Source organism: Nonomuraea marmarensis, assembly GCF_043197025.1.
Taxonomy (GTDB): Bacteria; Actinomycetota; Actinomycetes; order Streptosporangiales; family Streptosporangiaceae; genus Nonomuraea; species Nonomuraea marmarensis.
On record NZ_JBICRM010000004.1, the window covers coordinates 238,221 to 264,009 of the forward strand.

Annotated in this window: 25 protein-coding genes and 1 pseudogene; 10 read left to right on the top strand and 16 right to left on the bottom strand. The window is 69.1% G+C overall.

Annotated elements, in window-relative coordinates:
• Positions 1-32 precede the first annotated feature (32 nt).
• A complete protein-coding gene (locus tag ACFLIM_RS08495) occupies positions 33-1,112 on the top strand; it encodes a DUF3866 family protein (RefSeq protein ID WP_393163754.1) in 1,080 nt (359 codons plus the stop codon).
• On the opposite strand, the pseudogene ACFLIM_RS08500 reads toward ACFLIM_RS08495, so the two are convergent.
• From ACFLIM_RS08500 to prcB, 8 genes and pseudogenes are all read right to left on the bottom strand, one after another.
• Positions 1,058-1,536: pseudogene (locus ACFLIM_RS08500) on the bottom strand (DUF3291 domain-containing protein). The gene ACFLIM_RS08495 and the pseudogene ACFLIM_RS08500 overlap by 55 nt on opposite strands.
• Positions 1,537-1,568: 32 nt before the next feature.
• Positions 1,569-2,213, bottom strand: a complete 645-nt coding sequence (locus tag ACFLIM_RS08505) for a helix-turn-helix transcriptional regulator (protein WP_393163756.1) — start codon at positions 2,211-2,213, stop codon at positions 1,569-1,571.
• A gap of 21 nt (positions 2,214-2,234) precedes the next feature.
• Complete coding sequence (locus ACFLIM_RS08510) at positions 2,235-3,134, bottom strand: FKBP-type peptidyl-prolyl cis-trans isomerase (RefSeq protein ID WP_393163758.1); 900 nt, start codon at positions 3,132-3,134, stop codon at positions 2,235-2,237.
• A 76-nt stretch (positions 3,135-3,210) separates the two neighbouring features.
• Positions 3,211-4,155, bottom strand: a complete 945-nt coding sequence (locus tag ACFLIM_RS08515) for an FKBP-type peptidyl-prolyl cis-trans isomerase (RefSeq protein ID WP_393163760.1) — start codon at positions 4,153-4,155, stop codon at positions 3,211-3,213.
• Between the two features lie 147 nt (positions 4,156-4,302).
• The gene (pafA, locus tag ACFLIM_RS08520; RefSeq protein ID WP_393163762.1) at positions 4,303-5,661 is read right to left on the bottom strand and encodes a Pup--protein ligase; all 1,359 of its coding nucleotides are present in this window, start codon (positions 5,659-5,661) and stop codon (positions 4,303-4,305) included.
• 149 nt (positions 5,662-5,810) lie between these two features.
• Positions 5,811-6,332 (bottom strand): hypothetical protein, encoded by a 522-nt coding sequence (locus ACFLIM_RS08525; protein ID WP_393163764.1) that lies wholly within the window; start codon positions 6,330-6,332, stop codon positions 5,811-5,813.
• Between the two features lie 210 nt (positions 6,333-6,542).
• On the bottom strand, positions 6,543-7,343 hold the full coding sequence (gene prcA, locus ACFLIM_RS08530; protein ID WP_393163766.1) for a proteasome subunit alpha: 801 nt from the start codon (positions 7,341-7,343) through the stop codon (positions 6,543-6,545).
• A 21-nt stretch (positions 7,344-7,364) separates the two neighbouring features.
• Positions 7,365-8,213, bottom strand: a complete 849-nt coding sequence (gene prcB / locus ACFLIM_RS08535) for a proteasome subunit beta (protein ID WP_393163768.1) — start codon at positions 8,211-8,213, stop codon at positions 7,365-7,367.
• 447 nt (positions 8,214-8,660) lie between these two features.
• Between prcB and ACFLIM_RS08540 the strand changes: the two genes are divergently transcribed.
• From ACFLIM_RS08540 to ACFLIM_RS08560, 5 genes are all read left to right on the top strand, one after another.
• A complete protein-coding gene (locus ACFLIM_RS08540; RefSeq protein ID WP_393163770.1) occupies positions 8,661-10,028 on the top strand; it encodes an extracellular solute-binding protein in 1,368 nt (455 codons plus the stop codon).
• 87 nt (positions 10,029-10,115) lie between these two features.
• A complete protein-coding gene (locus tag ACFLIM_RS08545; protein ID WP_393163772.1) occupies positions 10,116-11,027 on the top strand; it encodes a carbohydrate ABC transporter permease in 912 nt (303 codons plus the stop codon).
• On the top strand, positions 11,024-11,842 hold the full coding sequence (locus ACFLIM_RS08550; protein ID WP_393163774.1) for a carbohydrate ABC transporter permease: 819 nt from the start codon (positions 11,024-11,026) through the stop codon (positions 11,840-11,842). The genes ACFLIM_RS08545 and ACFLIM_RS08550 overlap by 4 nt, the downstream gene beginning before the upstream one ends.
• Complete coding sequence (locus ACFLIM_RS08555; RefSeq protein ID WP_393163776.1) at positions 11,839-12,885, top strand: ABC transporter ATP-binding protein; 1,047 nt, start codon at positions 11,839-11,841, stop codon at positions 12,883-12,885. Before ACFLIM_RS08550 ends, ACFLIM_RS08555 begins: the two co-directional genes overlap by 4 nt.
• A gap of 84 nt (positions 12,886-12,969) precedes the next feature.
• Positions 12,970-14,010: a DNA polymerase IV gene (locus tag ACFLIM_RS08560; RefSeq protein ID WP_393163778.1), complete on the top strand. Its 1,041-nt coding sequence runs from the start codon at positions 12,970-12,972 to the stop codon at positions 14,008-14,010.
• 1 nt (position 14,011) lies between these two features.
• Here ACFLIM_RS08560 and ACFLIM_RS08565 read toward each other — a convergent pair whose 3' ends face one another.
• Complete coding sequence (locus tag ACFLIM_RS08565; protein WP_393163780.1) at positions 14,012-14,428, bottom strand: endonuclease VII domain-containing protein; 417 nt, start codon at positions 14,426-14,428, stop codon at positions 14,012-14,014.
• Positions 14,429-14,613: 185 nt separating this feature from the next.
• Complete coding sequence (locus tag ACFLIM_RS08570) at positions 14,614-14,823, bottom strand: ubiquitin-like protein Pup (RefSeq protein ID WP_138715525.1); 210 nt, start codon at positions 14,821-14,823, stop codon at positions 14,614-14,616.
• A gap of 145 nt (positions 14,824-14,968) precedes the next feature.
• On the opposite strand from ACFLIM_RS08570, the gene ACFLIM_RS08575 reads away from it, so the two are divergent.
• Positions 14,969-15,373, top strand: a complete 405-nt coding sequence (locus tag ACFLIM_RS08575) for a hypothetical protein (protein ID WP_393163783.1) — start codon at positions 14,969-14,971, stop codon at positions 15,371-15,373.
• Positions 15,374-15,447: 74 nt separating this feature from the next.
• On the opposite strand, the gene dop is transcribed toward ACFLIM_RS08575, so the two are convergent.
• The 6 genes from dop to ACFLIM_RS08605 all read right to left on the bottom strand — a co-directional run bounded on the left by dop (position 15,448) and on the right by ACFLIM_RS08605 (position 22,558).
• Positions 15,448-16,962: a depupylase/deamidase Dop gene (dop, locus tag ACFLIM_RS08580; RefSeq protein ID WP_393163785.1), complete on the bottom strand. Its 1,515-nt coding sequence runs from the start codon at positions 16,960-16,962 to the stop codon at positions 15,448-15,450.
• Between the two features lie 86 nt (positions 16,963-17,048).
• Positions 17,049-18,146: an acyltransferase family protein gene (locus ACFLIM_RS08585; protein WP_393163787.1), complete on the bottom strand. Its 1,098-nt coding sequence runs from the start codon at positions 18,144-18,146 to the stop codon at positions 17,049-17,051.
• A gap of 66 nt (positions 18,147-18,212) precedes the next feature.
• Entirely contained in the window at positions 18,213-19,247 is a 1,035-nt protein-coding gene (locus ACFLIM_RS08590; RefSeq protein WP_393163789.1) for a pyridoxal-phosphate dependent enzyme, read from the bottom strand.
• Positions 19,248-19,276: 29 nt separating this feature from the next.
• A complete protein-coding gene (locus ACFLIM_RS08595) occupies positions 19,277-19,642 on the bottom strand; it encodes a Sua5/YciO/YrdC/YwlC family protein (protein ID WP_393163792.1) in 366 nt (121 codons plus the stop codon).
• Positions 19,643-19,738: 96 nt separating this feature from the next.
• A complete protein-coding gene (arc, locus tag ACFLIM_RS08600; RefSeq protein WP_393163794.1) occupies positions 19,739-21,502 on the bottom strand; it encodes a proteasome ATPase in 1,764 nt (587 codons plus the stop codon).
• Positions 21,503-21,706: 204 nt separating this feature from the next.
• A complete protein-coding gene (locus tag ACFLIM_RS08605) occupies positions 21,707-22,558 on the bottom strand; it encodes a tRNA (adenine-N1)-methyltransferase (RefSeq protein ID WP_393163796.1) in 852 nt (283 codons plus the stop codon).
• 55 nt (positions 22,559-22,613) lie between these two features.
• Here ACFLIM_RS08605 and ACFLIM_RS08610 point away from each other — a divergent pair, with 55 nt between their 5' ends.
• From ACFLIM_RS08610 to ACFLIM_RS08620, 3 genes are all read left to right on the top strand, one after another.
• Positions 22,614-23,705 carry a GNAT family N-acetyltransferase gene (locus tag ACFLIM_RS08610; protein ID WP_393163798.1) on the top strand — a complete coding sequence of 364 codons (1,092 nt, stop codon included), beginning with the start codon at positions 22,614-22,616 and terminating at the stop codon, positions 23,703-23,705.
• Between the two features lie 180 nt (positions 23,706-23,885).
• On the top strand, positions 23,886-24,383 hold the full coding sequence (locus tag ACFLIM_RS08615) for a hypothetical protein (protein ID WP_393163800.1): 498 nt from the start codon (positions 23,886-23,888) through the stop codon (positions 24,381-24,383).
• Positions 24,384-24,907: 524 nt separating this feature from the next.
• On the top strand, positions 24,908-25,738 hold the full coding sequence (locus tag ACFLIM_RS08620) for a sugar nucleotide-binding protein (RefSeq protein ID WP_393163802.1): 831 nt from the start codon (positions 24,908-24,910) through the stop codon (positions 25,736-25,738).
• The last annotated feature ends 51 nt before the right edge of the window (positions 25,739-25,789 follow it).

The window sequence follows — 25,789 nt, forward strand, 5'->3', positions numbered from 1 at the left end:
CACTCCTCCTTCATCGACGCTACCCTGCCCCCGTGATCAGATGGCGCAAGGGCGAAGTTGTCCGGATCCGACGCGAGTGGCCGGGAGCGGTGGAGCTGGACGTCGCCGTCCCCGAGGGGGAGTGCCGGGCGCTGGCGTATCCGCCCTTGGTGGGGCGCCCGGAACCCGGCGATGAGGTGCTGCTCAACACGACCGCGCTCGCGATGGGTCTCGGTACGGGAGGTTACGCCATGGTGGTGGCCGTCCCGAACCGTTTGCCGCAAGATCCGGAGGGTCCAGGGCACCTGGTGAAGGCCAGGTACACGCCGCTGCAGGCCACGGTGCTAGGCGCCGACGAACAGGATTCCCCGTACCACGACATTTTGCGCGAAGCGGACTCCCTCGGAGGGCTGCCGGTGGTGGTGGCCGATCTGCATTCGGCGCTGCCGCCGATCCTGTGCGGCCTGTACGCCAGCCGATCTCCGGGGGCGCCTCGGGCGCGGGTGGCGTACGTGATGCTGGACGGCGGCGCGCTGCCGGCCTGGTTCTCGATGACGGCGGCCCGGCTGCGCGAGATCGGCTGGCTGGCGGGTGTGGTGACGGTGGGGCAGTCGTTCGGCGGCGACGTCGAGGCGGTCACCGTGCATTCCGGCCTGCTGGCGGCCAGGCACGTGCTGGAGGCCGACGTGGCGGTCGTCACGCAGGGCCCGGGCAACCTGGGCACGGGCACCAGATGGGGTTTCTCGGGTGTGTCGGCGGGCGAGGCGGTGAACGCGGCCGGTGTGCTGCTCGGGCGGCCGGTGGCGGCGCTGCGGGTCAGCGAGGGCGACCAGCGGGAGCGCCACTACGGGGTCTCGCACCACTCGCTGACCGCCTACGGCCGGGTCGCCCTGTCCCCCGCGGACGTGCCGGTGCCGGAGCTGCCGGGCGAGTTCGGCGAGCGGGTCAGGGACCAGGCCGAGCTGCTGGCCGTACGGCACCGCCTGGTGCCGGTGCCGGTGGACGGCCTGCACGAGGCGCTCAGGGAGTCGCCGGTGCGGCTGTCGACGATGGGCAGGGGCCTGGAGGAGGACCTGGCCTACTTCCTGGCCTCGGCGGCGGCGGGCAGGCTGACGGCCTCGCTGCTGTCATAGGAGTCCTTGAACGTGAACGCCTCCGGTCCCGGCCCCTCGGCCCTGAGGCGTTCCAGCCGCCGCATGCCCTCCGCCAGCGACGGAATGTACCCCTCGGGAATCCACCACATCACCGTGTACGGCTCCGCCATGCGCAGGAACCACTCCCTGCGGCGGCGCAGCACGCCCAGGTGGGCGCTGCGGTAGGCGTAGTTCCACAGCGTCTCCAGGGACTCCCAGACCGAGAAGTTGACCAGCAGGTGGTCGCCGTAGCCGTGGATCACGGTGGCGGTGGGGTCGCTCTCGCTCTCCTTCAGCCGCCACACGAACCGGGGGCCTCGTCGGCGACGGTGTTGACAGGCTCGAGCAGGGCGACGAACTCGGCGAGCTCGGGGGCGTCGATGGGCGCGCGCAGGTGGGCGACGTTCAGCTGGGCGAGATGCATGACGCTCAGCACACCACCCCTTCCCTTCTATGTCAATCTACATTTATTTTAGAAAGAGAGACGCAGCACTCCCCCGGCCGCGGGTCGAACCTGGCCCGGGCCGGGTCGTCGCCGAGCCCTTCGAGCAGCCCCTGGCACAGGGCCAGGTTCATGGAGCACACCAGCAGCGGCTGCTCCTCGGCCAGCACGTGGAACGGGCAGTTGCGCAGCCGCAGCGCGCCGTCCTCCTCGTAGGGCTCGTAGCCGCGGGCGCCGAGCACCCCCTCGACCGGCTCGCCCGCGTGCCGCCGGGCCATCCTGGCGCCCGCGGCGCGCGCCGCCCGCTCGGCCCGCTCCTCGGCGCCGAGCGACTCCACCACGTCGGCCAGGACGGAGGCGAGGGTGGCGTAGTCGCGCGGCGGCAGGCTCACCGACCGCTCGCCGCCGGCTCTGCGGTAGACCTTGGCGGGCCGGCCGCTGCCCGGCCCCTTCTTCTCCTGCGGCCGGTAGCCGCTCTCCAGCAGGCCGGCCTCGACCAGCTTGTCGAGGTGGTGCCCGGCGAGCGTCCTGGACACGCCCGCCGCCTCGGCCGCCTCGCCCCGGCCCACGTCGCCGCCGCGGGCCGCGACGGCGGCGTACAGACTGCGGCGGACCGGGTCGTGCAGGAGGGCCAGCGCCTCGAGGTCGTCGCTACTCACAGCCGCGAGTCTACGAAAGCCTCAATAAGCCGCGAGAACGTCCACCACGAAGACGAGGGTGTCGGAGCCCTTGATGCCGTAGGCGGGACGGCCCGCGGCGCCGTACCCGTAGGCGGGCGGGACGATCATCACGACGCGGCTGCCGACCGGCACGCCGACCAGCGCCTTGTCCCAGCCCTTGAGCACGCTGCCGTCGCCGATCCGGAACGCCCTGGGCCGCCCGGTCGACCAGGTCGCGTCGAAGACGCGGCGGCGGCTCCAGATCGCGCCCTCGTACTGGGTGACCACCAGCTGGCCCGCCTGCGTCCTGCGGCCCGTCCCCCTGGCCAGCACCTTGGCCGCGAACCGCGCGGGCGGCGCGCTCGCGGGCACCGCCAGCCCCGGATGCGCGTCTCCGGTGACGCGTACGCCCCCCAGCGAGCCGGAGCGTGCCTTGACCGAGACGCCCTTGGCGTGCGTGCCGAGGATGTCGACGACGTAGAACAGCTCGTCGCCCGTGCCGATGCCGCGCGGCGGGTTCGCGCCGAAGCCGTCCTCCGGCGGGATGGCGGCGATGACCCTGCTGCCCACCGTGCGCCCCCGCAGCGCCCTGTCGAGCCCCGGCAGCAGCTCCCCCACCGGGAACGCGGCCGGCGCGCCGCGGTTGAAGCTGGAGTCGACCAGGCGGTTCTCTCCGCCGTCCCACACGTGCGCGGTGTACTGGACGATCGCCACATCGTCCGGCTCCAGCCGCGCGCCCTTGCCGGTGGCCAGCTCGTCCACCTGCAGGCCCGCCGCGGGCTTGCCGCCGGGGAACACAATCGTCGGCCGGGCCCCAAACGCGCCGCCCACCTTCAGGTCCAGACCGCCCGCGGCGCCGCTCGTACAGGCGGCCGGCATGAGCAAGGCCGGCAGCAGCAACGCGACGGTACGGCGGCGCATCGGTCCTCCCACGCGGTGCGGCCCGGCGGCGCTGCGCCGCCGGGCACGCGATGCTACCGCGTCGTCAGATGGCGCGTCAGTAAGCCGCCAGAACGTCCACCACGAACACCAGCGTGCTCTTGGCCGGGATGCCCTGCTGCGCCTGGTCGCCGTAGCCGAGGTCCGGCGGGATGCTCATCACGACGCGGCTGCCGACCGGCACCCCGGCCAGGCCCTTCTGCCAGCCCTGGATCACGTTGCCGAGCGGGAACTCGGCCGGCTGGCCCCGCTCCCAGCTCGAGTCGAACTGCTTGTCGGTGCCCCAGATCTTGCCCGTGTAGTGGACGGTGAGCGTCTGGTTGGGCGTCACCTTGGCGCCGGTGCCCGCGATGATCGTCTTGACGACGAGCTCCTTGGACGGCTTCTCGCCGGTCTTGGTGGTCAGCGTGGGCGCCTTCTCACCGCCGGGGTTGTCGACCTTGACGCCCTTGATGCTGTCGCCGGTCTCCTTGCCGGTGGCCGCCTTCAGCGCCGGCGGCTGGGCGCCGACGATGTCGAGCACGAACACCTTGGTCGGCTGGGGCGGCGCCGTCTGCTGCTGGGCGACGGAGTCGTTGGCCAGCACCGCCAGCAGCCTGCCGCCGTGCTTGATCTTGGTGAAGCCCTCCTGCAGCACCTGCGGCAGCTGCTCGTTGACCGCGACCGTCTCGGGCGCCTTGGTGTCGTAGGAGGAGCCCTGGACGGCGTTGCCCTTGCCGTCCCAGTTGTAGACGGTCAGGTTGAGAATCAGCTTGTCGCCGGGCTTGACCGCCGGGCCGGTGCCCGGCTGGATCACCTCGTAGGACGACTTCGTCGCGGGTGCGCCGGAGGGGAAGGTCACCGTGGGCTTGGCGCCCACGTTCCCGGTGACCTTGACCCCGGCTGAGCCGCCGGTGGAGGCTGTGGACGCCGTGGAGGCGGGGTTCGCGCCGCCGTCGGAGCCGCAACCGGCGGCGAACAGGATCAATGGCACGGCGGCCAGTACGGCCAGAGCGCGGCGCATGGGTTTCCCTCGGAAAAGACGTCAGATTCGCGTCACCCTACCCGACTTCCGGGTAGGGCCGAGGTAAACCGGCGGTGGGTGGGCTTGCCCGCCCGCCACACACCCGGGACCGGCCCACCGGGACCGGCCCCGTACCCATGAGACCGGCTACATCCCCGCGATGAGCTTGTCCACCCGCTCGTCCACGCTGCGGAACGGGTCCTTGCAGAGCACCGTGCGCTGCGCCTGGTCGTTGAGCTTGAGATGCACCCAGTCGACGGTGAAGTCGCGCCGCTTCTCCTGCGCCTTGCGGATGAACTCGCCGCGCAGCCGCGCCCTGGTCGTCTGCGGCGGCACCGACTTGGCCTCGAAGATCTTCAGGTCGGACGCCACCCGCTCCACCGAGCCGCGCTTCTGCAGCAGGTAGAACAGGCCGCGCTTGCGGTGCACGTCATGGTAGGCCAGGTCGAGCTGGGCCACCCGCGGCGACGACAGCGGCAGGTCGTACTTCTTCCGGTAACGCTCGATGAGCTGATATTTCGTCACCCAGTCGATCTCCCGCGACACCAGGTCGAGGTCGCCGGTGTCGACCGCGTGCAGCGTACGCTCCCACAGCTCCAGCACCCGGTGCGCGATGGCGTCGCCGCCGCGGCGGTCAACGAAATCCTTCGCCTTGGACAGGTATTCCTGCTGGATCTCCAGGCTGGAGGCCTCGCGCCCGTTGGCCAGGCGCACCCTGCGCCGGCCCGTCATGTCGTGGGAGACCTCGCGGATGGCCCTGATCGGGTTTTCCAGCGACAGGTCGCGCATCACGGTGCCCGACTCGATCATCCGCAGCACCAGGTCGGTGGCGCCGACCTTGAGCAGCATCGTGGTCTCGCTCATATTGGAGTCGCCCACGATGACGTGCAGGCGGCGGAACCGCTCGGCGTCGGCGTGCGGCTCGTCACGGGTGTTGATGATGGGCCTGGAGCGGGTGGTGGCGCTGGAGACGCCCTCCCAGATGTGCTCGGCCCGCTGCGAGACGCAGTAGACGGCGCCGCGCGGCGTCTGCAGCACCTTGCCGGCCCCGCACACGATCTGCCGCGTCACCAGGAACGGGATCAGCACGTCGGCCAGCCGCCCGAACTCCCCGTGCCGGCCGACCAGATAGTTCTCGTGACAGCCGTAGGAGTTTCCGGCCGAGTCGGTGTTGTTCTTGAACAGGTAGATGTCACCGGCGATGCCCTCTTCGCGCAGCCGCTTCTCGGCGTCCACGAGCAGGCCCTCGAGGATGCGCTCGCCCGCCTTGTCGTGGGTGACGAGCTCGATGACGTTGTCACACTCGGGTGTTGCGTATTCAGGATGGCTGCCCACGTCAAGATAGAGACGCGCGCCGTTGCGGAGGAAGACGTTGCTCGATCGGCCCCAGGACACGACCCGCCGGAACAAGTAGCGCGCGACCTCGTCGGGGGACAGCCTGCGCTGGCCCCTGAACGTGCAGGTCACGCCGTACTCGTTCTCCAGCCCGAAGATGCGACGATCCATTACTTCACACTATGCCCACGGATCGGCCAGCGGGAGAGATCCTCCCAGGTGTTTCCCGCGCCGATCTTCCGGGCGCGTCCCGCCGGACCCCGGATACCCGCCCCGCCGCCCGCGCCCGCCCCCACGGGGCGCGGGTGCCGCCGCGCAGGTCAGGGAGTCCAGATCTCCTGAACGCGGATGATTTTCCCCTTGTGGACCGTGATGAGCGCCGGCTGCCGGTGGTCGTCGTGCCGCTTGAGCAGCACGGACCTGGCGCACTTCTTGCCGCCGAGCGAGGTCTTCCTGCTGACCGTCATGGCCGACATCGACGCCTTGCACCCGTACGCCGACAGGAAGACGACGTCCTTCGCGACGGGCGAGGCGTAGGCCATGGCGTCCCCCTCGGGCGGGCCGGCGAAGTGGCCCTCGGTGCGGGTGCCCTTCTTCCACTTGATGGGCTCGTACTCGGCCACGCCGCCGCGCACGTAGGTGATCCAGCCGCGCAGGATGCCGTTGTGACGGGAGTGGATCCCCTTGGTGAAGTCGTGCTTGGGATCGGCCTGGAACGTGGTGCCGAAGGGCGCGGGCGCCTTGTACTTCGGGAACGCGGCTGCTTCGGCGCTCGCGCCGGAGGCCAATACCACGGCCGCGGCGGCGCCGGCCGCCAGGATGCCTCGCATCGGAATGTTCACGGATTCTGAGATCCTCGATCACGCTCTGAAGTTCGGGCAAATCCGAGTGAAACAGGTCACATCGCGTTGCCTCCGCGCACCCCGGCCGACACGGCTGTGCTCCCGCAGTCGCCGTACCGGCCCTCCAACCGCAGGCCCAGCGAGGCCCGCCCCCGCGCACAACGGCGGGGACCGCCGTAGCGGCCCCCGCCGGGAATCGCGCGACCGGCCCTACAGCGGCGAAGACCCGTCGTCCACGTCGCCGTCAGGCCCCGTAGGAGGCGGTCCCGTGGGCGAGTCGTCGGTGAGTGGCGTCGTGGCGGGCGGGGTCGTGGTGGACGGCGGGGTGGAGGTCTGGGCGAGCAGCCGCTCCAGCCGCGCCCCCGTCAGCCGGAGGAACTTGCGGTGCTCCCGGTTGCGGTCGAGCACCGCCACCTCCAGCTGCGCCACCGGCGGCCGCTCCCCGCCGGGCTCCGTCAGCGCTGTCAGCGCCACCTCCAGCGCGTCGGCCAGCGACATCGACTCCCGGTAGCGCTCCTTCAGCCGCCCGGCCACCGCCTCGGCCTGACCGCCCATGGCCGCGAAGCCGTGCTCGTCGAAGACCGACCCGTCGAACGTCAGCCGGTAGATCGCGTCGCCGTCCTTGGTCTCGCCCACCTCGGCGACCACGACCTCCACCTCCAGCGACTTGATCGACTCGGTGAAGATGCGGCCCAGGTTGGAGGCGTAGAGGTTGGCCAGGCCGCGCCCGGTCACGTCGGAGCGGTCGTAGGTGTAGCCGTTGATGTCGGCGTAGCGGATGCCGCCCAGCCGCAGCTCCTCGAACTCGTTGTAGCGACCCACGGCCGCGAACCCGATGCGGTCGTAGATCTCGCTGATCTTGTGCAGCGCCCGCGACGGGTTGGGCGCGACGAACAGGATGCCGTCGACGTATTGCAGCACGACGACGGACCGGCCCCGCGCGATGCCCTTGCGCGCGTAGTCGGCCTTGTCCCGCATGATCTGCTCAGGGGACGCATATCCAAAAGGCATGGACACGTGCGGTGGTCCTTTCTAGCGCAGCGGGGCGATGGGGCCGTCAGGCGAGATCAGGCGGGCTTCGAGCATCTGGTTGACGTAGCCGGAGACCTGCTCGTCGCCCAGCCGGCGGAAGCCGTCGGCGTCGATCACCGACACGATCGGCCAGATCTTCCTCGACACGTCGGGCCCGCCGGTCGCCGAGTCGTCGTCGGCGGCGTCGTAAAGGGCCTGGATCAGCGTCATCGCCATGTCGTCCGCCGACGCGCCGTCGCGGTAGAGCTTCTTCAGCGCCCCGCGCGCGAAGATCGAGCCGGACCCGATCGCGTCGAACCTCTCCCGCTCGTAGGGCCCGCCCGCCACGTCGTAACTGAAGATGCGGCCCTCGTCCTTGTCCGGGTCGTACGCGGCGAACAGCGGCACCACCACCAGCCCCTGCATCGCCATGGCCAGGTTGCCCCTGATCATGGTCGCGAGGCGGTTGGCCTTGCCCGCCACCGACATCGTGCGGCCCTCGAGCTTCTCATAGTGCTCCAGCTCCACGCGGAACAGCCGGGCGAACTCGATGCCGGTGCTGGCTGTACCCGCGATGCCCATGCACGAGTAGTCGTCGGCGCGGAACACCTTCTCCACGTCACGCTGCGAGATGATGTTGCCCGACGTGGCCCGCCGGTCGCCCGCCATGACCACGCCGCCGGCGATGGTGGCGGCCACGATCGTGGTCGCGTGCGGAACCTGGTCGCCGATCGGGGTGGCCAGCACCTCATCCCGCTGCGGCAGCAACTCGGGCGCATACGAGCCGACAAACTCCGTGAACGAGGAGTTTCCGGTGTTTCGGAAAAGCTGGTTCGCCAAGCCGACGGGCAGATCCCTGTGCGATGCCACGCGACTCCCTCCAAACGTCAGTGTTCCTAGGGCGACCCTACTCATGTTGCGTTGCTGTCTGCACTTCCCACGATCAGCTCACGGCGAACCACCCGCGGGGGCTTCGCCCCCACGTCCCCCCACCCGCGGGGGCTCCGCCCCCACGAACCCCCACCCGCGGGGGCTCCGCCCCCAGGTCCCCCATCCGCAGGGGCTCCGCCCCCGCATACCCCCGAAAACCCAAACCCCCAAAAACCCAACCCAAGACCCCAAACCCACCCGCAGGGGCTCCGCCCCCGCGAACCCCCGAAAACCCAAACCCCCAAACCCCCAAACCCCCAAACCCTGCGACCTTCGGTCGGTAGGTGGCGGGCGGAAAGGGGGGGAGGACTGCGTCCTTTGTTCTTTACGCCCGCCACCGGCCATGCGATTGTCGGTATGTCTGCACGTCCTGAACAGGAGGCCGACATGAGATTACCCAGCCGAACCGCGGTGATCGGGGCCATCACCGTTCTGGCGCTCACCTCCTGCGGAACCGGCACGGACTCCGGCGGGGGCAGCGTCACTCTCACGATCGCCGCCAACTCCATCTCCGGCGGCAAGAACTCCGAGTCCGCCGACTGGATCAAGCAGTGGGTGATCCCCGAGTTCGAGAAGACGCACCAGAACGTCAAGGTGCTGTTCCAGCCCAGCGGCGTCGACGACGAGCAGTACAAGACGAAGATCGCGCTCGACCTCAAGTCGAAGACCGGCGCCGACGTCATCGACGTCGACGGCATCTGGGTCGGCGAGTTCGCCCAGGCCGGCTACATCAAGCCGCTGTCCGAGGTCGGCGGCGCGGCCGTCGACCAGTGGGAGGGCTGGTCGCAGATCCCGCAGGCGGTGCAGGGCCTGGGCATCTTCGACGGCAAGAAGTACGGCCTGCCGCAGGGCACCGACGGCCGCGTCCTGTTCTACAACAAGACCCTGTTCAAGAAGGCCGGGCTGCCGGAGACCTGGGAGCCCAAGAGCTGGCAGGAGATCATCGACGCCGGGACCAAGCTGAAGGCCGCCGGCGTACCGACCCCGATCCAGATCAACGCCGGCACCGCCATGGGCGAGGCCACGACCATGCAGGGCGTGCTGCCGCTGCTCGTCGGTGCCGGATCCGAGATCTACGCCGCCGGCAAGTGGACCGGCGCGTCCCAGGCCATGAAGGACGCGCTCGGCTTCTACCAGCAGATCTACGGCGGCAGCGGCCTCGGCGATCCCAAGCTGCAGCAGGAGGCCAAGGGCCGCGACAAGTCGTTCGCCCAGTTCGCGGCGGGCAAGATCGGCATCCTGGCCGAGAGCGACTACTTCTGGCGCTCCGTCGTCGAGCCCACCGCCGGCGTCGCCCCCATGAAGGACCGCGACCAGGTCGTCGGCTACGCCAGGATCCCCGCCAAGCAGCCCGGCGGCGGCATCCGCGGCCAGGACTTCGTCAGCATGTCGGGCGGCGCCGTACGCGTGCTCAACCCGTTCTCCAAGAGTCCCAGGCTCGCCTGGGAGCTGCTGGCGTTCATGCACTCGGCGGCGGCGACGAAGTCGCAGATGGCCGGGCAGGCGCGGATCAGCGCGCGCACCGACGTCAACGGCGAGGTGCTCACCGCCGACCCCATGCTCAAGTACATCGCCGACGAGGTGCTGCCCATCACCGCCTACCGCCCGGGCCTGGCCGTCTACCCGCAGGTGTCCACCGCGCTGCAGGAGGCCACCGCCGCGGTCGTCAGCGGCAAGAGCGCCGACGAGGCGGCCGCCGCCTACCAGGCCGAGCTGGAGGTACTGGTCGGTGGCGCGGCCAACGTCGGCGGGTGAGGGAGCCCCTGTGTCCGAACTGAGGACCGGAGAGACGACGGAAGGCACAGGCGCTCCAGCGACCGAACCGCGATCCGGAGGATCGCCATGAGCGCTGACGCCGCGGGACTCGGCAGGGGCAGGGCGGTCGCGTTCGTCCTGCCCGCCCTCGTCCTCATCGCCGTCTTCCTGATCTTCCCCGCGCTGTGGACCATCTACCTCGGGCTCACCGACTACCGCCTCACCGGCCTGTCCGCCGCCAACCCGCAGGTCGTCGGGCTCGACAACTACACCGGCGCGCTCGAAGACCCCCGCTTCCGCACCTCGCTGTGGCTCACCCTCCTGTACGTCGGCGGCTCGGCCATCATCGGCCAGGCCGGACTCGGCTTCACCCTGGCCTGGATCCTGCGCACCCGCACCGGCCCCGTGCGCCGCGTCGTCGAAGGCGTCGTGCTGCTGTCGTGGATCCTGCCCAGCACGGTCGTCGGATTCCTCTGGTTCGCGCTGCTCGACCGCGACGACGGCACCCTGAACGCGCTGCTGCACACCCCCGGGTTCGCCTGGCTGCTCGACTATCCGCTGCTGTCGATCATCATCTTCAACGTGTGGCGCGGCACCGCGTTCTCCATGATGCTCTACTCGGCGGCCCTGGAGAACGTGCCGCCGTCGCACCTGGAGACCGCCCGCCTGGCCGGCGCGAGCGTGCCGCAGCAGCTGCGCGACGTCGTCTTCCCCCGCATCCGGCGCCACATCCTGACGAACCTGCTGCTGATCAGCCTGTGGACGTTCAACGACTTCACGCCGTTCGTCCTCACCGGCGGCGGCCCCGAAGGGCGCTCGGAGATCCTGCCCGTGTACGTCTACCGCGTCGCCCTGCGCGACGGCCAGCTCGGCGTCGGGGCCGCCATCTCCTTCCTCATCCTGCTGATCAACCTCATCTTCGCGCTGGCGTACCTGCGGCTGCTGCGCGGCCAGCGCCGCCACCAGGAAGTCGCGGCCGCCGGAGGGCCACCAGCATGATCCGCCACACCGTCGGCAGGCTCGCCGCGACCATCTTCATCGCCGTCGTCCTGGCCTTCTTCACCCTCCCCATGCTCTGGCTGGCCAGCGCCCCCTTCGACGACACCCCGACGATCACCACGTCCATCCCCGAGTTCACGCTGAACAACTTCGCCGCCATCCTCGACAACCCGTACGCGCTCGGCTCCATCCGCAACTCCCTCATCCAGGGAGGCGGCGCCGCCGCGCTCGTCGTCGTCCTGGCCGCGCTGGCCGCCTACGCCCTGTCCAGGGTCCGCGTGCCCGGCCGCGACGTGCTCCTCTACCTGCTCCTGCTGCTGTCGTCCGTCGTCACCGGCACCGCCGCCATGGTGCCCATCTTCGAGCTGGCCACCCGGCTCGACCTCATCGACACCCACCTCGGGGTCATCCTCGTCGTCTCCGGCGGCCTGCTGCCCGCCGCGATCTTCATACTCAAGGACTTCATGGACGAGACCCCCACCTCGTACGAGGAGTCCGCCCGCGTCTTCGGCGCCTCGTCCCTGCAGATCCTGCGCCACATCGTCATCCCGCTGGTGCGGCCCGGCCTGGCCACCATCGCCGTGTGGGCGCTGGCCAGCGTGTGGGGCGGGTTCCTTTTCCAGTTCATCCTGCTGCGCGACCCCGACAAGGCGCCCGGCTCCGTCATCCTCTACACCCTCTACACCGAAGGCGGCGCCCCCAAGCTCGACCTGATCTCCACCTTCTCGCTGCTGTACTCGCTGCCGGTGGTGGCGATGTACCTGTTCGTCTCCCAACGGTACGGCTTCCGCTTCCACGGAGGGATCAAACGGTGATCTCCCTGCACGGCCTGACCAAGGTGTTCCCCGGCGGAGTCCGCGCCCTCGACGGCATCGACCTCACCGTCAAGGACGGCGAGTTCTTCGCCCTGCTCGGCCCGTCAGGCTGCGGCAAGACCACCCTGCTCCGCGCCATCGCCGGCCTCGAAACCCCCACATCCGGAAATATCCGCATCAACGACACCGACGTCACCGCGCTCCCCCCAGGCGACCGCGACGTCGCCATGGTCTTCCAGGACTACGCGATCTTCCCCCACATGGACGTCACCGCCAACATCGCCTACCCCCTGCGCATCAAGAAGATCCCCCGCGCCCAGCGCACCGCCAAAGCCACCGAAGTCGCCGCCCGGCTCAGCCTCACCGAACTCCTCCACCGCCGCCCCGCCGAACTCTCCGGCGGCCAGCAACAACGCGTCGCCCTCGCCCGCGCCATCGCCTGCCACCCCACCGCCTTCCTCTTCGACGAACCCCTGTCCAACCTCGACGCCCGCCTCCGGCTCGAAGCCCGCACCTTCCTCAAACGCCTCCAGCGCGAACTCGCCGTCACCACCGTCTTCGTCACCCACGACCAGGCCGAAGCCCTCGCCCTCGCCGACCGCATCGCCGTCATGTCCCACGGCCGGATGATCCAGGTCGGCACCCCCGCCGAGATCTTCCATCGGCCCGCCACCACGTTCGTCGCCTCATTCATCGGCTCCACGCCCATGAACCTGCTGCCCGCCCACGTCACCCCGGCCGGGCTGCGCGTAGCCGGCGCCACCCTCCCCGCACCCGCCGGCCTCACCCCCGGCGACCAGATCACCTACGGCGTACGCCCCGAATACATGGACCTGTCGCTCACCGAACGCCCCGACGCCTTCCCCGGCACCATCTCCGTCCTGGAGAACCTCGGCACCCACACCCTCGTCACCCTCGAATCCCCCGACGCCCTCATCCAGCTCGTCGTCCCGGAGGGCGAGGAACCACCCCTCGGCACGCGCGCCTGGGGCGCACCCCGCCGCGCCCTCATCTACCGCGACCACACCCTCCTCACCCCCTGACCGGGACCGGCCCCAGAACGACCCTGAGACGCCCCGAACGGCGGCTCCAGGATCCCCGCCACGGCACAGTCCATACTGGTCACCATGTCCACCAGGGACTGGATCCTGCACGTCGACCTCGACCAGTTCATCGCCGCCGTCGAGCTCCTCCGCCACCCCGAACTCCGCGGCAAACCCGTCGTCGTCGGCGGCTCAGGAGACCCCACCCAACCCCGCACCGTCGCCGCCACCGCCACCTACGAAGCCCGCGAACACGGCATCCACTCCGGCATGCCACTACGAACCGCACTCAAACGGTGCCCAGAAGCCGTCTTCCTGCCCAGCGACCCACCCGCCTACGAAGCCGCCTCAGAACGCGTCATGGCCACACTCCGCGACTTCCCCGTCCGCCTCGAAATCTGGGGCTGGGACGAAGCCTTCATCGGCGCCACCACCGACGACCCGGAAGCCCTCGCCGCCGACATCCAGCACGCCGTACGCGCCCGCACCGACCTGTCCTGCTCGGTCGGCATCGGCGACAACAAACACCAGGCCAAACTCGCCTCCGGGTACGCCAAACCCGCCGGAATATACCGCCTCACCAGCGAAAACTGGGCCGAGGCCATGAACGACCGCCCCACCGACGCCCTCTGGGGCATCGGCGCCAGGATCTCCAAGAAACTCGCCGGCCTCGGCCTCCACACCGTCGCCCAGCTCGCCGCCGCCGACCCCGCCCACCTGGCCGAGCACTTCGGCCCCACCAACGGCCCCTGGTACCGCTACCTCGCCCTCGGCAAAGGCGAAGCCGAAGTCGTCACCACACCCTGGATCGCCCGCGGCCACAGCCGCGAAACAACATTCCAGCGCGACCTCACCGACAAGACCGACATCGCCCACCACATAGCCACCCTCGCCGACCAGGTAGCCCAAGACGCCATCGAAGCCGACCGCGAAGTGACCCGCGTATCGGTCAAGGTCCGCTTCACCCCGTTCCTCACCCGAACCCGCCAGTCCAAGCTCCCCGTCCCCACAACCGACCCGGGCACCATCACCGAGGCCGCCCTGACCATCCTCGACCGCTTCGACCTCACCCGCCCCGTCCGCCTCCTGGGCGTGGCGGTCGAGTACACCCTCCCCCAGGAATAGCTCAGCCCACCCTGCTGACCTTGGCGTAGAAGTCGGCACGAAGCCGCTCCTCGGCCCGGATCAACTCCGCCAATTCCGCCTCCGGCACCTCCACCTCGTCATAACCCTCAACAGTCGCCTCGATATACGAAAGCGCCCGCCGCACCACGCCGGGATCATCCCTGAACTGCCCGATTCCCGTATTACACGGCAAGCACAACGCATACCGCACATCACCGGTGCGATGACAATGATCGACGTGCTCGGGCGGCCGATCCCAGCACACCACACACAACCCATGCTGAGCCGAGATCATCCGCTCGACATCCTCATGCCGCACCTGATAGCGCTGCGTAAGGTGATAAGTCCTCGAACGTGCAACGGCACCGCCGTCACGAACGAAGATCGCCTCACGAACGGTTTTGCCCTGCTCGGCCATGCGCTTGCGATAGCTCTGAGTAGACCGCCTCCGGAAGCAGACCTTACAATATCGCGCCCGCCCATCGGGCAGGCGCTTATTGAGCCCGAACTCGGAGACCGCCTTGATCTCACCACAATCCGGGCACCGCTTATTTCCGTCCGGCGTTTCCACCCGATTTACCCCCTTTGTTTGTCCGTTTTGCCCTACTCTCCGCCCTTCTGGACGTAGCTGCGCACGAATTCCTCTGCGTTCTCTTCGAGAACTTCGTCTATTTCGTCCAGAATCGCGTCGACGTCGTCCGAGAGCTTCTCCTGCCGCTCCTGAACGTCCGGCGCCGCCGAGGCCTCGGTCTCCTCGACTTCGGACTCGCGCCGACCGGTCTGCTTCTGACCGCCGGTGTCCTTGGTTGCCATGTCCTACCTCCACTTGGGGGACTGCCTCTACCCATATCTTCCCCGAACCGGGCGACATTTCGCGCTGATCGCCCAGTGATCTTGTCCGCTTGACTAGATAGCCCTCCTATCCAATACTGGATCCCCGTACACACAGGAGGTAGAGATGTCCCCTTCGTCCCTGAGCACGGCAGGTGTGCTCCTCGTCACAGTCCCGCTGGTGGCCTTCGGCGGCGTCTCGCTGCTGTCGTTCCTGATGCGGAACGTCCCGGGCTACCTGGACAACCCGGTGCGCCGCGGCCTGTGGCGCGCGGGTCATGCCCATGCGGGCGTCCTGGTGTTGTTCGGCCTGGTGGCGATGCTGTACGTGGACCAGGCGAGCCTGCCGGACGGCATGAAGGCCCTGACGCGCACGCTGATCGTGGCGGCCCCGATCCTGATGCCGCTGGGTTTCTTCCTGTCGGTGGTGCGCCCGAGCGACACGAAGCCGAGCAGGCTGATCTGGTTGACGGTCGCGGGCGGCGTATGCCTGGCGGCGGGCACGCTCACGCTGGGGATCGGCCTGCTGTAAAGGCACGCCGGCGCTGGGGATCGGCCTGCTGTAAAGGCACGCCGGCGCTGGGGATCGGCCTGCTCTGAAGAGGGTCAGTCGCCGCCGGTGAGGGCGGCGACGAGTTCGGCGGCGGTGCGGCAGCGGTCGAAGAGCTCTCCGACGTGGGCTTTGGTGCCGCGCAGCGGCTCGAGGGTGGGTACGCGCTGCAGTGACTCCCGGCCTGGGATGTCGAAGATGACGGAGTCCCAGGAGGCGGCGGCGACGGATTCGCTGTATTGGCGCAGGCATCGGCCGCGGAAGTAGGCGCGGGTGTCGGTGGGCGGGTGTTCGACGGCGCGCTGGACTTCTTCTTCGGTGACGAGTCGTTGCATGCGTCCGCGGGCGACGAGCCGGTTGTAGAGGCCGCGGTCGGGCCGGATGTCGGAGTATTGCAGGTCGACGAGTTGGAGGCGGGGGTGGGACCAGGCGAGGTCGTCGCGGGTGCGGTAGCCCTCGAGGAGTTCGAGTTTGGCGACCCAGTCGAGTTCGCGGGCGAGTTGCATGGGGTCTTCGGCGAGGCGGGTGAGAACGGATTCCCACCGGTCGAGGATGTCCTTGTTCATCTCGTCTTGGGCGGTGCCGCGCTCTTCGACGTATTTGCGGGCTTGTTCGAGGTATTCCATCTGGAGCTGGACGGCGGTGAGCTTGCGGCCGTCGCGCATGGGAATCTCGTAGCGGCAGCTGGGGTCGTGGGAGACGTGCCGGAGGGCTTGTACGGGGTTGTCGACGGCGAGGTCGCGGGTGAGGAAGCCTTCTTCGATCATGGCGAGGACGAGGGCGGTGGAGCCCAGCTTCAGATATGTCGATATTTCCGACATGTTGGCGTCGCCGATGATCACGTGCAGCCGCCGGTACTTCTCCGGGTCGGCGTGCGGCTCGTCCCTGGTGTTGATGATGGGCCGCTTGAGCGTGGTCTCGAGGCCGACTTCGACCTCGAAGAAGTCGGCCCGCTGGCTGATCTGGAAGCCTTCGCCGCGGGAGTCCTGGCCGATGCCGACCTTGCCGGCGCCGACGACGACCTGCCGGGAGACGAAGAACGGGGTGAGGTGCCTGACGATGTCGGCGAACGGGGTGGCGCGCCGCATCAGGTAGTTCTCGTGGCAGCCGTAGGAGGCGCCTTTGGCGTCGGTGTTGTTCTTGTAGAGCTGGATGGGCGCGTTGGCGGGGATGGCGGAAGCCCGCGTGGCGGCGTCGTACATGACCCGCTCCCCCGCTTTGTCCCAGATGACGGCGGCCCGGGGGTTGGTGCATTCGGGTGCGGAGTACTCGGGGTGTGCGTGGTCGACGTAGAGCCGGGCGCCGTTGGTGAGGATGACGTTGGCCAGGCCGAGGTCCTCGTCGGTGAGCTGGCTGGGGTCGGCGACCTCTCTGGCCAGGTCGAAGCCGCGCGCGTCGCGCAGCGGGTTCTCCTCTTCGAAGTCCCATCGTGCTCTGCGCGCGCGGGCCGCCGAGGCGGCCAGGTAGGCGTTCACGACCTGTGAGGAGGTCACCATCGCGTTGGCGCCTGGCTGACCAGGTACGGAGATGCCGTACTCGGTCTCGATGCCCATCACCCGACGCACCGTCATGCAACACCCTCTGTTCGTCCGGGTCTGTCTATCCGCCGTTTATATGCCCGAGCCTATGCCCTTCACAGTGCCCCAAGGCCACAGAGTTATGGCACCGACGCCTTTTCCACCTGTACGGCCGGAGCTGATGGGGTTTGTGTGGGTCTGCGGGGCTTGAGAAGCCGCTGGATGGGGCGTTCGGCAAAGGAGTACACGAGATACGACAGGAGAATCGCGGCCAGCGTCGTGATCATGGCGACGGCCCAGGGGGGCAGGTCGCCGGTGAGCACCGGGATGAGCGCCACCGCGACGACGCTATGGAGGAGGTAAAGCGGGTATGTGGTGCCGCCGAGCGCGGTGAGCGTCTTGGACGATTTGAGCCGCAGCACGCCGAGCGCGACGAGCGTCATCAGGGCGAAGATCAGCGTGATGGTGATGATCACGCTGAGGTCGGTGACGGGCATGTTCTTGAACCCGGCGCCCTCGATGCGCCGGTGCACGCGGCCGAGCGCGGCGTCGATCGACATGCCGTATCCGGCGGCGACGTAGAGCCAGGGCAGCCAGGAGTTCCCGTGTTTGTGAATGAGGTACAGCGCCATGCCGGCGACGAAGTAGGGGGCGTAGTCCGGCATGACGGTCTCGCGGACGAGCGCGTTGTCGAAGAGTCCGGCGTTCTCGAGCAGCTTGACGGCCAGGGCGGCGGCCAGCCAGATCCCGGCGAACGCCAGGACCCGCCGGTACGTGACGCCGATGATCACGAGGATGGCCATGAGGAGGTAGAAGCGGAGCTCGGCCCACAACGACCAGTAGACGCCGCTGGCATCGGTGATCTTGAACAGCCGCTGGAACATGGTGGCGTTCAGCAGGTATTCACCTGGTGAAAGTTTTGGGTCGAGCGCTTTGGCGCCGGTGATCCCGTAGAGGGCGGCGACGGCGGCGAGGCTGATCCAGTACGCAGGGTAGAGGCGGACGAGCCGGGAGCGGACGAAGCCGCCGAGCCCGCGCCCCCAGACGGTCATGAGGATGACGAACCCGCTGATGATGAAGAACAGCTCGACCCCGAGGATGCCTAACCCGGCGATGGGCGCCAGCGCGGGGAACAGCTCCGCGGGCCGGTCGCCCCAGACGGAGGCCAACGCGACCAGGTAGTGGAAGGCGACCACGGCCAGGGCGGCGATGAAGCGCAGGAGGTCGAGTTCGGCCAACCGGCCGTCCCCTTGAGCCTTTCGGGCATGCTTCGGCCGGTTAGGTGGATGCACGGCCCTTAGACGTCACTTCGAACACTTTGGTTCCACTGGTCCCTCAGTTCCCACGAGCAACACGCGTGATCCGTCGTCGAGGCCGAGCGCGTCGCGGGCGGCGGGGCCGAGGGCGAGCAGCCCGGCGGCTCCGGCGGCGCCGCAGGCGGACAGCGCGACGCCGTGCTCGGCGAGCAGGCGCGCGGCCGCGCCGGCCTGGTCGTCGGTGATGGTCGTGTAGAGGTCGGCGAGGTGTCCGAGGAGGCGGTGGGCGAGGAGGGAGGGTTCGCGGCAGTCGAGCCTGCCCAGGGTGGTGTGGCCGCCCTGGATGTGGACCGGTTCGCCGACGCGGGCGCTTTCGAGCAGGCAGGCCGCGCCTTCGGGCTCGACGACGACGATCTTGGGGTGCTCGCCCCAGCGGTCGCGCACATAGCCGGCCGCCGCGGCGGCCAGCCCGCCGACGCCCGCCTGCACGAACACGTGGGTGGGCGCCTCGGAGATGGCGAGTTCGTCGAACAGGACGCTGTAGCCGCGCATGACGTCCAGCGGGATGTCGGTGTAGCCGTCCCATGAGCTGTCGGCGACGAGCCGCCAGCCGTGCTCCTGCGCGGCCCGCCGGGCGGCGTCCATACTGGCGTCGTAGTCCGCGCCGCCGCGCCGCACGTCGGCCCCGAGCGCCCGCAACCGCTCCGCGAACGCCTCCGCCACGCCCTCGCTGAGGTACACGACGCAGGCCACGCCGGCCTCGGCGGCGCCGGAGGCGACGGAGAGGCCGTGGTTCCCGGCGCTGGCGCAGACGAACGGCGGGCCGCCGCTCTCGCGTTCGGCGAGCAGATGTACGGCGTACGCGCCGCCGAGCGCCTTGAAGCTGCCCAGCCCCATGCGCCCGCTCTCGTCCTTGACGTACACGGCCCGGGTCCCTGCCAGCCCGGGGAGGGTGTGGAGGGGCGTGGGCCGGTAGGCGGGGTGCCCGGCGAAGTGGGCGCGGGCCTGGCGGGCGTGCTCGGTGCCGATGAGCGCGCGGTCGTGCGCGGTGTACGGGGCGCGGGCGGGGTTGAGGTAGTCCATGATCGCCATGCTAGGCAGGGCCCCTGGAGCTACGCGTGGTCGCGGGCGGCGATCACGTGCGTGTCCACCCCGGCGGCCAGGTCGGCGGCGGCGGCCCCGGGCAGCGTGAGCGGCTCGGGCGCGTATCCGCGGGCCCGCCGCAGCACGGTCGCCTGGCCGGCCATGGGCCGTACGACGGAGTCGTCGGTGCGTACGTGGATGGCGCGGTCGTGGACGAGGAAGGCGTCGGCGATGCCGCTGAGCCTGGTGAGCGCGTCGGCGTCTTCGAGGGCGATGGGCTCCTCGCAGACGTTGCCACCGGTGAGGACCACGGGTTCGGCGAGTTCGGCCAGCAGGAGGTGATGCAGGGCCGTGTAGGGCAGCATGAGCCCGAGGCTGCGGTTGCCGGGCGCCACGGACGCGGCGACGGGGGCGCCCGTTCCGTACGGAGCCTCTCCTGGAAAGCGGGAGGGCCGCGCGGGCGATCCGCGCGGCCCTCCCGTCCAGGGGTTTTACAGGTACTGGCCGGTGTTGGCGACGGTGTCGATGGAACGGCCGGCCTCGGTGCCCTGCTTGCCGGAGACGAGCGTGCGGATGTAGACGATCCGTTCGCCCTTCTTGCCGGAGATGCGGGCCCAGTCGTCGGGGTTGGTGGTGTTGGGCAGGTCCTCGTTCTCGGAGAACTCGTCCACGCAGGCCGAGAGCAGGTGCTGCACCCGCAGGCCCTTCTGGCCGCTTTCGAGGAACTGCTTGATGGCCATCTTCTTGCCCCGGTCGACGATGTTCTGGATCATCGCGCCGGAGTTGAAGTCCTTGAAGTAGAGGACTTCCTTGTCGCCGTTGGCGTAGGTCACCTCGAGGAAGCGGTTTTCCTCGCTCTCGGTGTACATGCGCTCGACGACGCTCTGGATCATGCCCACGATGGTGGACTCGCGGGAGCCGGAGTGCTCCGCCAGGTCATCGGGGTGCAGGGGAAGGTCGGCGATGAGGTATTTGCTGAAGATGTCCTTGGCCGCCTCGGCGTCCGGCCGCTCGATCTTGATCTTGACGTCCAGGCGGCCGGGCCGCAGGATCGCCGGGTCGATCATGTCTTCGCGGTTGGAGGCGCCGATGACGATGACGTTCTCCAGCCCCTCGACGCCGTCGATCTCCGACAGCAGCTGAGGGACGATGGTGTTCTCGACGTCGGAGGACACGCCGGAGCCTCGGGTGCGGAAGATCGAGTCCATCTCGTCGAAGAACACGATCACCGGGGTGCCCTCTGAGGCCTTCTCACGGGCCCGCTGGAAGACCAGGCGGATGTGCCGCTCGGTCTCGCCGACGTACTTGTTGAGCAGCTCCGGGCCCTTGATGTTGAGGAAGAAGCTCTTGCCGGACTGGCCGGTCTTCTCCGCGACCTGCTTGGCCAGGGAGTTGGCGACGGCCTTGGCGATGAGCGTCTTGCCGCAGCCGGGCGGGCCGTAGAGCAGCACGCCCTTCGGGGGCCGCAGCTTGTGCTCGCGGAACAGGTCGGCGTGCAGGTAGGGCAGCTCGATAGCGTCCCTGATCTGCTCGATCTGCCGCATGAGGCCGCCGATCTCCTCGTAGGAGATGTCGGGAACCTCTTCGAGCACGAGCTCTTCGACTTCGGACTTGGGTATGCGCTCGTAGACGTAGCCGGAGCGAGGCTCGAGCAGGAGCGAGTCGCCCGCCCTGATGGGCTGGCCGACCAGCGACTCGGCCAGTCGCACGACGCGCTCTTCGTCGGCGTGCGAGATGACCAGGGCCCGCTTTCCCTCGTCGAGCAGTTCTTTGAGCATCACGATCTCGCCGACCTCTTCGTAGCCGAGGGCTTCGACCACATTGAGGGCCTCGTTGAGCATGACCTCCTGGCCACGCCGCAGCGAGTCGACGTCGACGGCAGGACTGACGTTCACGCGGAGCTTGCGGCCGCCGGTGAACACCTCGATCGTGCCGTCTTCTCTGGCCTCCAGGAAAGTGCCGAATCCGGATGGCGGCTGCGCCAGCCGGTCGACCTCCTCCTTGAGGGCGACGATCTGGTCCCTGGCCTCCTTGAGGGTTGCCACCAGGCGTTCGTTCTGGCCTGTCACGGCCGCGAGATTCGCCTGTGCCTCGTGGAGACGCTCTTCGAGGACCCTGGCCTGACGGGGTGACTCGGCCAGTTTCCGCCTCAGCGCGGTGATCTCCTCCTGGAGGAAGGAGACCTGTGTTGAAAGATCAGCGACCTCCCGTTCGCGCTGCGCGGCTCGAGCCTCAGCATCATCGCGAGCTGCCACGCCCCGTCACCTCCTTCCCAGTCGAGGGCGACTACTTAGGACCTTACCTATCTCGGGCCCCTCCGTAACCTGGCCGGGCAGTGTTCGTCGAGTGACATTCAGTGTTCGTTGAATAATCCCTAATAGTGCGTTTAATACTCCCAGCATATGAACGCGGCGATCTGTTCCCGTGTCACGCACGAACGCACCCTCGTGGCCAAATTGTCATAGTTCCTCGGTGGTCCCCTTCGGTCGGCGACGGCGCGGCGGCGGGGCTACGCCGTCGGCCATGCGGCGGGCGGTGACGAGGAATCCGGTGTGGCCGATCATCCGATGATCGGGTCTCACCGCGAGTCCTTCGACATGCCAGTCGCGAACCAGGGTCTCCCACGCATGCGGCTCGGTGAAACACCCATGATCGCGAATCACCTCGACCGTCTTGGACAGCTGGGTGGTCGTGGCCACGTAGCAGCAGATCACGCCGCCCGGGGTGAGGGCCTTGGCGGCGGCGTCGACGCACTCCCAGGGGGCGAGCATGTCGAGGATGACGCGGTCGACGTCGACCTCGTCGATGGAGGCCACCAGGTCGCCGACGACCAGGCGCCAGTTGGCGTCCATGGGCTCGCCGTAGAACTTCTCCACGTTCTTGCGGGCCACGTCGGCGAACTCCTCGCGCCGCTCGTACGAGGTGACGTGGCCCTCGGGGCCGACGGCGCGCAGCAGGAAGCACGTCAGCGCGCCCGAACCCACCCCGGCCTCGATCACCCGCGCGCCCGGGAAGACGTCGGCCATGCCGACGATCATCGAGGCGTCCTTGGGGTAGATGACGGCCGCGCCGCGCGGCATGGCGAGCGTGTAGTCCTGCAGCAGGTGGCGGAAGGCCAGGTATTGGGTGCCGCCGGAGGAGCGCACGACGGAGCCTTCGGGCTGCCCGATCAGGTCGCTGTGCGGGATGGCGCCCTTGTGGGTGTGGAAGACGCCGTCCTCTTTGAGCGTGATCGTGTGGCGCTTGTTCTTGGGGTCGGTGAGCTGCACCTGATCCCCCGCCCGAAACGGCCCATGCCTGCGGAAACCCATGGCGGCAAGGTTATAGGGCTTTCGAGCGTGTCCGGACGCGCGGTATCTATGGGGGATGTTCCCGCGCGATGTGATCTCGACCGGCTCCCTGATCCTGCGACCCCCTGCGGAGGGCGACGCCGAGGCGATCGTGGGGATGTGCGGGGATCCGGTGACGGTCAGGTTCATGCCGTTGTTGCCGGTGCCGTACCGGCTGGAGCACGCGCGTGAATACCTCAAGGGCGCGGCGGCGCGCTGGGAGGGCGGCGGGGCGGAGTTCGCGATCACGGAGAACGACCAGTTCGTCGGCTCGATCGGGGTTCAGTCACCCGACCACTGGGGCGTGGTGGAGCTGGGTTACCTGGTGGCGCCGTGGGCCCGGGGCAAGAACGTGGCCGCGACGGCCGCGCGGGCGGTGACGGACTGGCTGTTCGACCACGGGGTGCGCAGGATAGAGCTGCAGGCCGAGGTGGAGAACGTGGCCAGCCTGCGGGTGGCGTACAAGGCGGGGTTCCGCGAGGAGGGGCGGCGGCGGGACGCCAAGCAGCTGCGGGACGGGCGGTTCGTGGATTTCATCACGTTCGGCAGGCTTTCGGGGGATCCGGTGGGGGGGACGGAGCCGTACCTGCCGTTCTTCGACGGCGGGGAGCTGAACGACGGCGTGGTACGGCTGGTGCCGCTGGCTTCCGAGGACGCCGGGGAGTTCCACCGGATGCTGGCCGACCCGATCGTGGCGGCCTACTTCGTGGGGCCGGCGAGCACGCTGGAGGAGGACCAGCGGCGGTGCCGGCACACCGGGTACTGGTGGGTGTCGGGGCAGCGGATCGAGCTGGCGATCAGGAACGCGGTCTCCGGGGCGTTCGCGGGGCATCTGCAGCTGACGCAGGTGCTGCCGGCGCTGGGGCAGGCGATGATCGGATATTCGCTGCTGCCGGAGTTCCGGGGGAAGGGGTTCATGACGCGGGCGGTCGGGCTGCTGGTGGACTGGGCCTTCGCGAGCACCTCGCTGCACCGGATCGTGGCGGGGACCGAGGCGGGCAACACGGCCTCGCACGCGGTGCTGGAGCGGGCCGGGTTCCGCCGGGAGGGGGTGCAGCGGCAGTTGTTCCCGAAACGGGACGGCACGCGGGCCGACGACGTGCAGTGGGCGCTGCTGCGGCCGTCGTAGTGGGGAGGTCGCTCCCCTCGGGGTGCTCGCGGCGGGACCAGGGCCGGAATGGGGGAAAATCCCGATTTCCTGTTGAGGGCTGGTCAAGAGCCGCGTCGAGGGCGATAGTCAGGGCAGCCGCACTTCAGAGTCGCGTGATCGGGCCGCGCGATCTCACCCCTCCCCCGAGGGACCACCGCGATGCCATACAACCGTGTCGATGTCGCCATGCGTGAACTCATCGCCTCGTTCTCCTGCCTGGAGCCGGCGGAGCTGGCCGATCGGCTGGCGCGGACCGCCGCCGCCGTCACGGGCACCGCCTACGCGGGGTTCGTGCGCGTGGACGCGCTGCGGCACGAGGCGCGTTCGATCCACCTGTACGCCCCACCGGGGGATCCGCTGCGGGTGCGGCGGTGGCTGGCCGAGTCCGGGGTGCTGAAGGAGCTGGCGGCCGTCTCGGTGACGCTACGGCTGGCGCGTGACCCGTCGATGGGCGAGCCCGGGTTCCTGGCCACTCCGGTGCCGGTGGCGGCCTGGGATCATACGTTCGTGTGGGTCGCCGGGCGGGGGTTCGGCGACGGTGACGAGCATCTGCTGAGCCGGTTCGCGACGGCGGCGGGGCGGGCGCTGGAGGCCTCCAGCGGGCTGGAGGCGGCGGTGCGGCTGTTGCGGGGCGTACGGGCTTTCCGACCGGCCTAGCCGCGGCTCCCTCCATTCGGATGGGCCGGATCGCGGGGATAGGGACGGCCGGTTGCGGGCGGAATTTCACGAGAAATCCTCACGGATCGGCCGTTTCCACCACATCTCATTTCCGAAGATTTTCGCCTATTCGGCGTGTTATCCATGAAAATCGCGGCATTTCGGGAGAAGGCGTAATACAAGCTGCGCCGCTCCCCCATCGCCGGGCTCATCGACGTTGCGGCCCTCGTTTCGGGCGTCTCCGCCCGTGGTCTGGTGCCCTTCGGAGGCTGGGCGCGCCCGTCTGTCTCGTGGTCCGGGCTCCGCTCCCCCGCCTGTCCAGGTCAGCCTTGTTGGTGTTATGTCGCATTTCCACCTTGATGGGGCTATGAAAACGGAAGATAAGCGATCACCTTCCTATATCCATGGCACAACCTGCCCTTATGGGGACCTGGCCGTTCGCCAGGCGAGGGGAGGAACTCGGGCACTGGAGAGCGTGGAGGAGCCGGACGGCCGGGCGAGGGCGTGGGGTAGCGTGGCGGCTCGTGAAGGTTCTCGTCGTCGGTGGGAGTGGCTTGCTCGGCGGCGAGCTCGTACGGCTCTGCGTGGCCGCGGGTCATGAGGTGGGTGCGACCTACCTGACCCGGCCCGGCGCGCGTTCCGGGGTGGAGTGGCTGGCCCTGGATGTGCGTTCGCGGGCGGAGGTGGGCGCCGTGTTCGATGCGTTCCGGCCGGAGGTGACGGTCAACACCGCCTACCGTACGGCGGATTGGGCGGTCACGGCGGACGGGGCCGCCCACGTGGCGCTGGGTGTTTCCCGGGCGGGTGGGCGGTTGGTGCATGTCTCGAGTGACGCCGTCTTCTCGGGCGCCGCGAAGAGTTATGACGAGACGTGCGTGCCCGACCCGGTCAGCCCGTACGGGGCGGCCAAGGCGGCGGCTGAGACGGCGGTACGGGCTGTGCTGCCCGGCGCGGCGATCGCCAGGACCTCCCTGATCGTCGGGAACGGCGGATCTCCCCACGAGGCGTTCGTACGTTCGCTGGCCACGGGACGCGCCGGAGGCGTGCTGTTCACGGACGACGTGAGGTGTCCCGTTCACGTCGCCGACCTGGCGGCGGCGCTGATGGAGCTGGCGGCCGGCGGGCTTTCTGGCATCCGGCACGTCGCGGGCGCCGATGCCTTGAGCCGGTACGAGCTGGGGGTGCTCATCGCCCGCCGGGACGGTCTCGACGCGGCTCGCCTGCCGACCGGCCGCCGGGCCGACACCGATCTGACTGGTCCATTGGACGTGCGGCTGGACTGTGCGGCCACGCAACGACGTCTGCGGACCCGGCTGCGCGGCGCCCGCGAGTTCCTCGCCTCGCCCGGCTCCTGAGCCGCTCCCAAGGGTCTCGCTCGCGCCCCATACCCGGGACGCGAGCGTTTC

Coding starts and splice junctions, on each gene's coding strand:
- ACFLIM_RS08510 (WP_393163758.1), bottom strand. CDS start 3,134: ATGCGCCGCCGTACCGTCGCGTTGCTGCTGCCGGCCTTGCTCATGCCG.
- ACFLIM_RS08515 (WP_393163760.1), bottom strand. CDS start 4,155: ATGCGCCGCGCTCTGGCCGTACTGGCCGCCGTGCCATTGATCCTGTTC.
- pafA (WP_393163762.1), bottom strand. CDS start 5,661: ATGGATCGTCGCATCTTCGGGCTGGAGAACGAGTACGGCGTGACCTGC.
- prcA (WP_393163766.1), bottom strand. CDS start 7,343: ATGCCTTTTGGATATGCGTCCCCTGAGCAGATCATGCGGGACAAGGCC.
- ACFLIM_RS08540 (WP_393163770.1), top strand. CDS start 8,661: ATGAGATTACCCAGCCGAACCGCGGTGATCGGGGCCATCACCGTTCTG.
- ACFLIM_RS08545 (WP_393163772.1), top strand. CDS start 10,116: ATGAGCGCTGACGCCGCGGGACTCGGCAGGGGCAGGGCGGTCGCGTTC.
- ACFLIM_RS08550 (WP_393163774.1), top strand. CDS start 11,024: ATGATCCGCCACACCGTCGGCAGGCTCGCCGCGACCATCTTCATCGCC.
- ACFLIM_RS08560 (WP_393163778.1), top strand. CDS start 12,970: ATGTCCACCAGGGACTGGATCCTGCACGTCGACCTCGACCAGTTCATC.
- ACFLIM_RS08565 (WP_393163780.1), bottom strand. CDS start 14,428: ATGGCCGAGCAGGGCAAAACCGTTCGTGAGGCGATCTTCGTTCGTGAC.
- ACFLIM_RS08570 (WP_138715525.1), bottom strand. CDS start 14,823: ATGGCAACCAAGGACACCGGCGGTCAGAAGCAGACCGGTCGGCGCGAG.
- ACFLIM_RS08575 (WP_393163783.1), top strand. CDS start 14,969: ATGTCCCCTTCGTCCCTGAGCACGGCAGGTGTGCTCCTCGTCACAGTC.
- dop (WP_393163785.1), bottom strand. CDS start 16,962: ATGACGGTGCGTCGGGTGATGGGCATCGAGACCGAGTACGGCATCTCC.
- ACFLIM_RS08590 (WP_393163789.1), bottom strand. CDS start 19,247: ATGGACTACCTCAACCCCGCCCGCGCCCCGTACACCGCGCACGACCGC.
- ACFLIM_RS08605 (WP_393163796.1), bottom strand. CDS start 22,558: ATGGGTTTCCGCAGGCATGGGCCGTTTCGGGCGGGGGATCAGGTGCAG.
- ACFLIM_RS08610 (WP_393163798.1), top strand. CDS start 22,614: ATGTTCCCGCGCGATGTGATCTCGACCGGCTCCCTGATCCTGCGACCC.
- ACFLIM_RS08615 (WP_393163800.1), top strand. CDS start 23,886: ATGCCATACAACCGTGTCGATGTCGCCATGCGTGAACTCATCGCCTCG.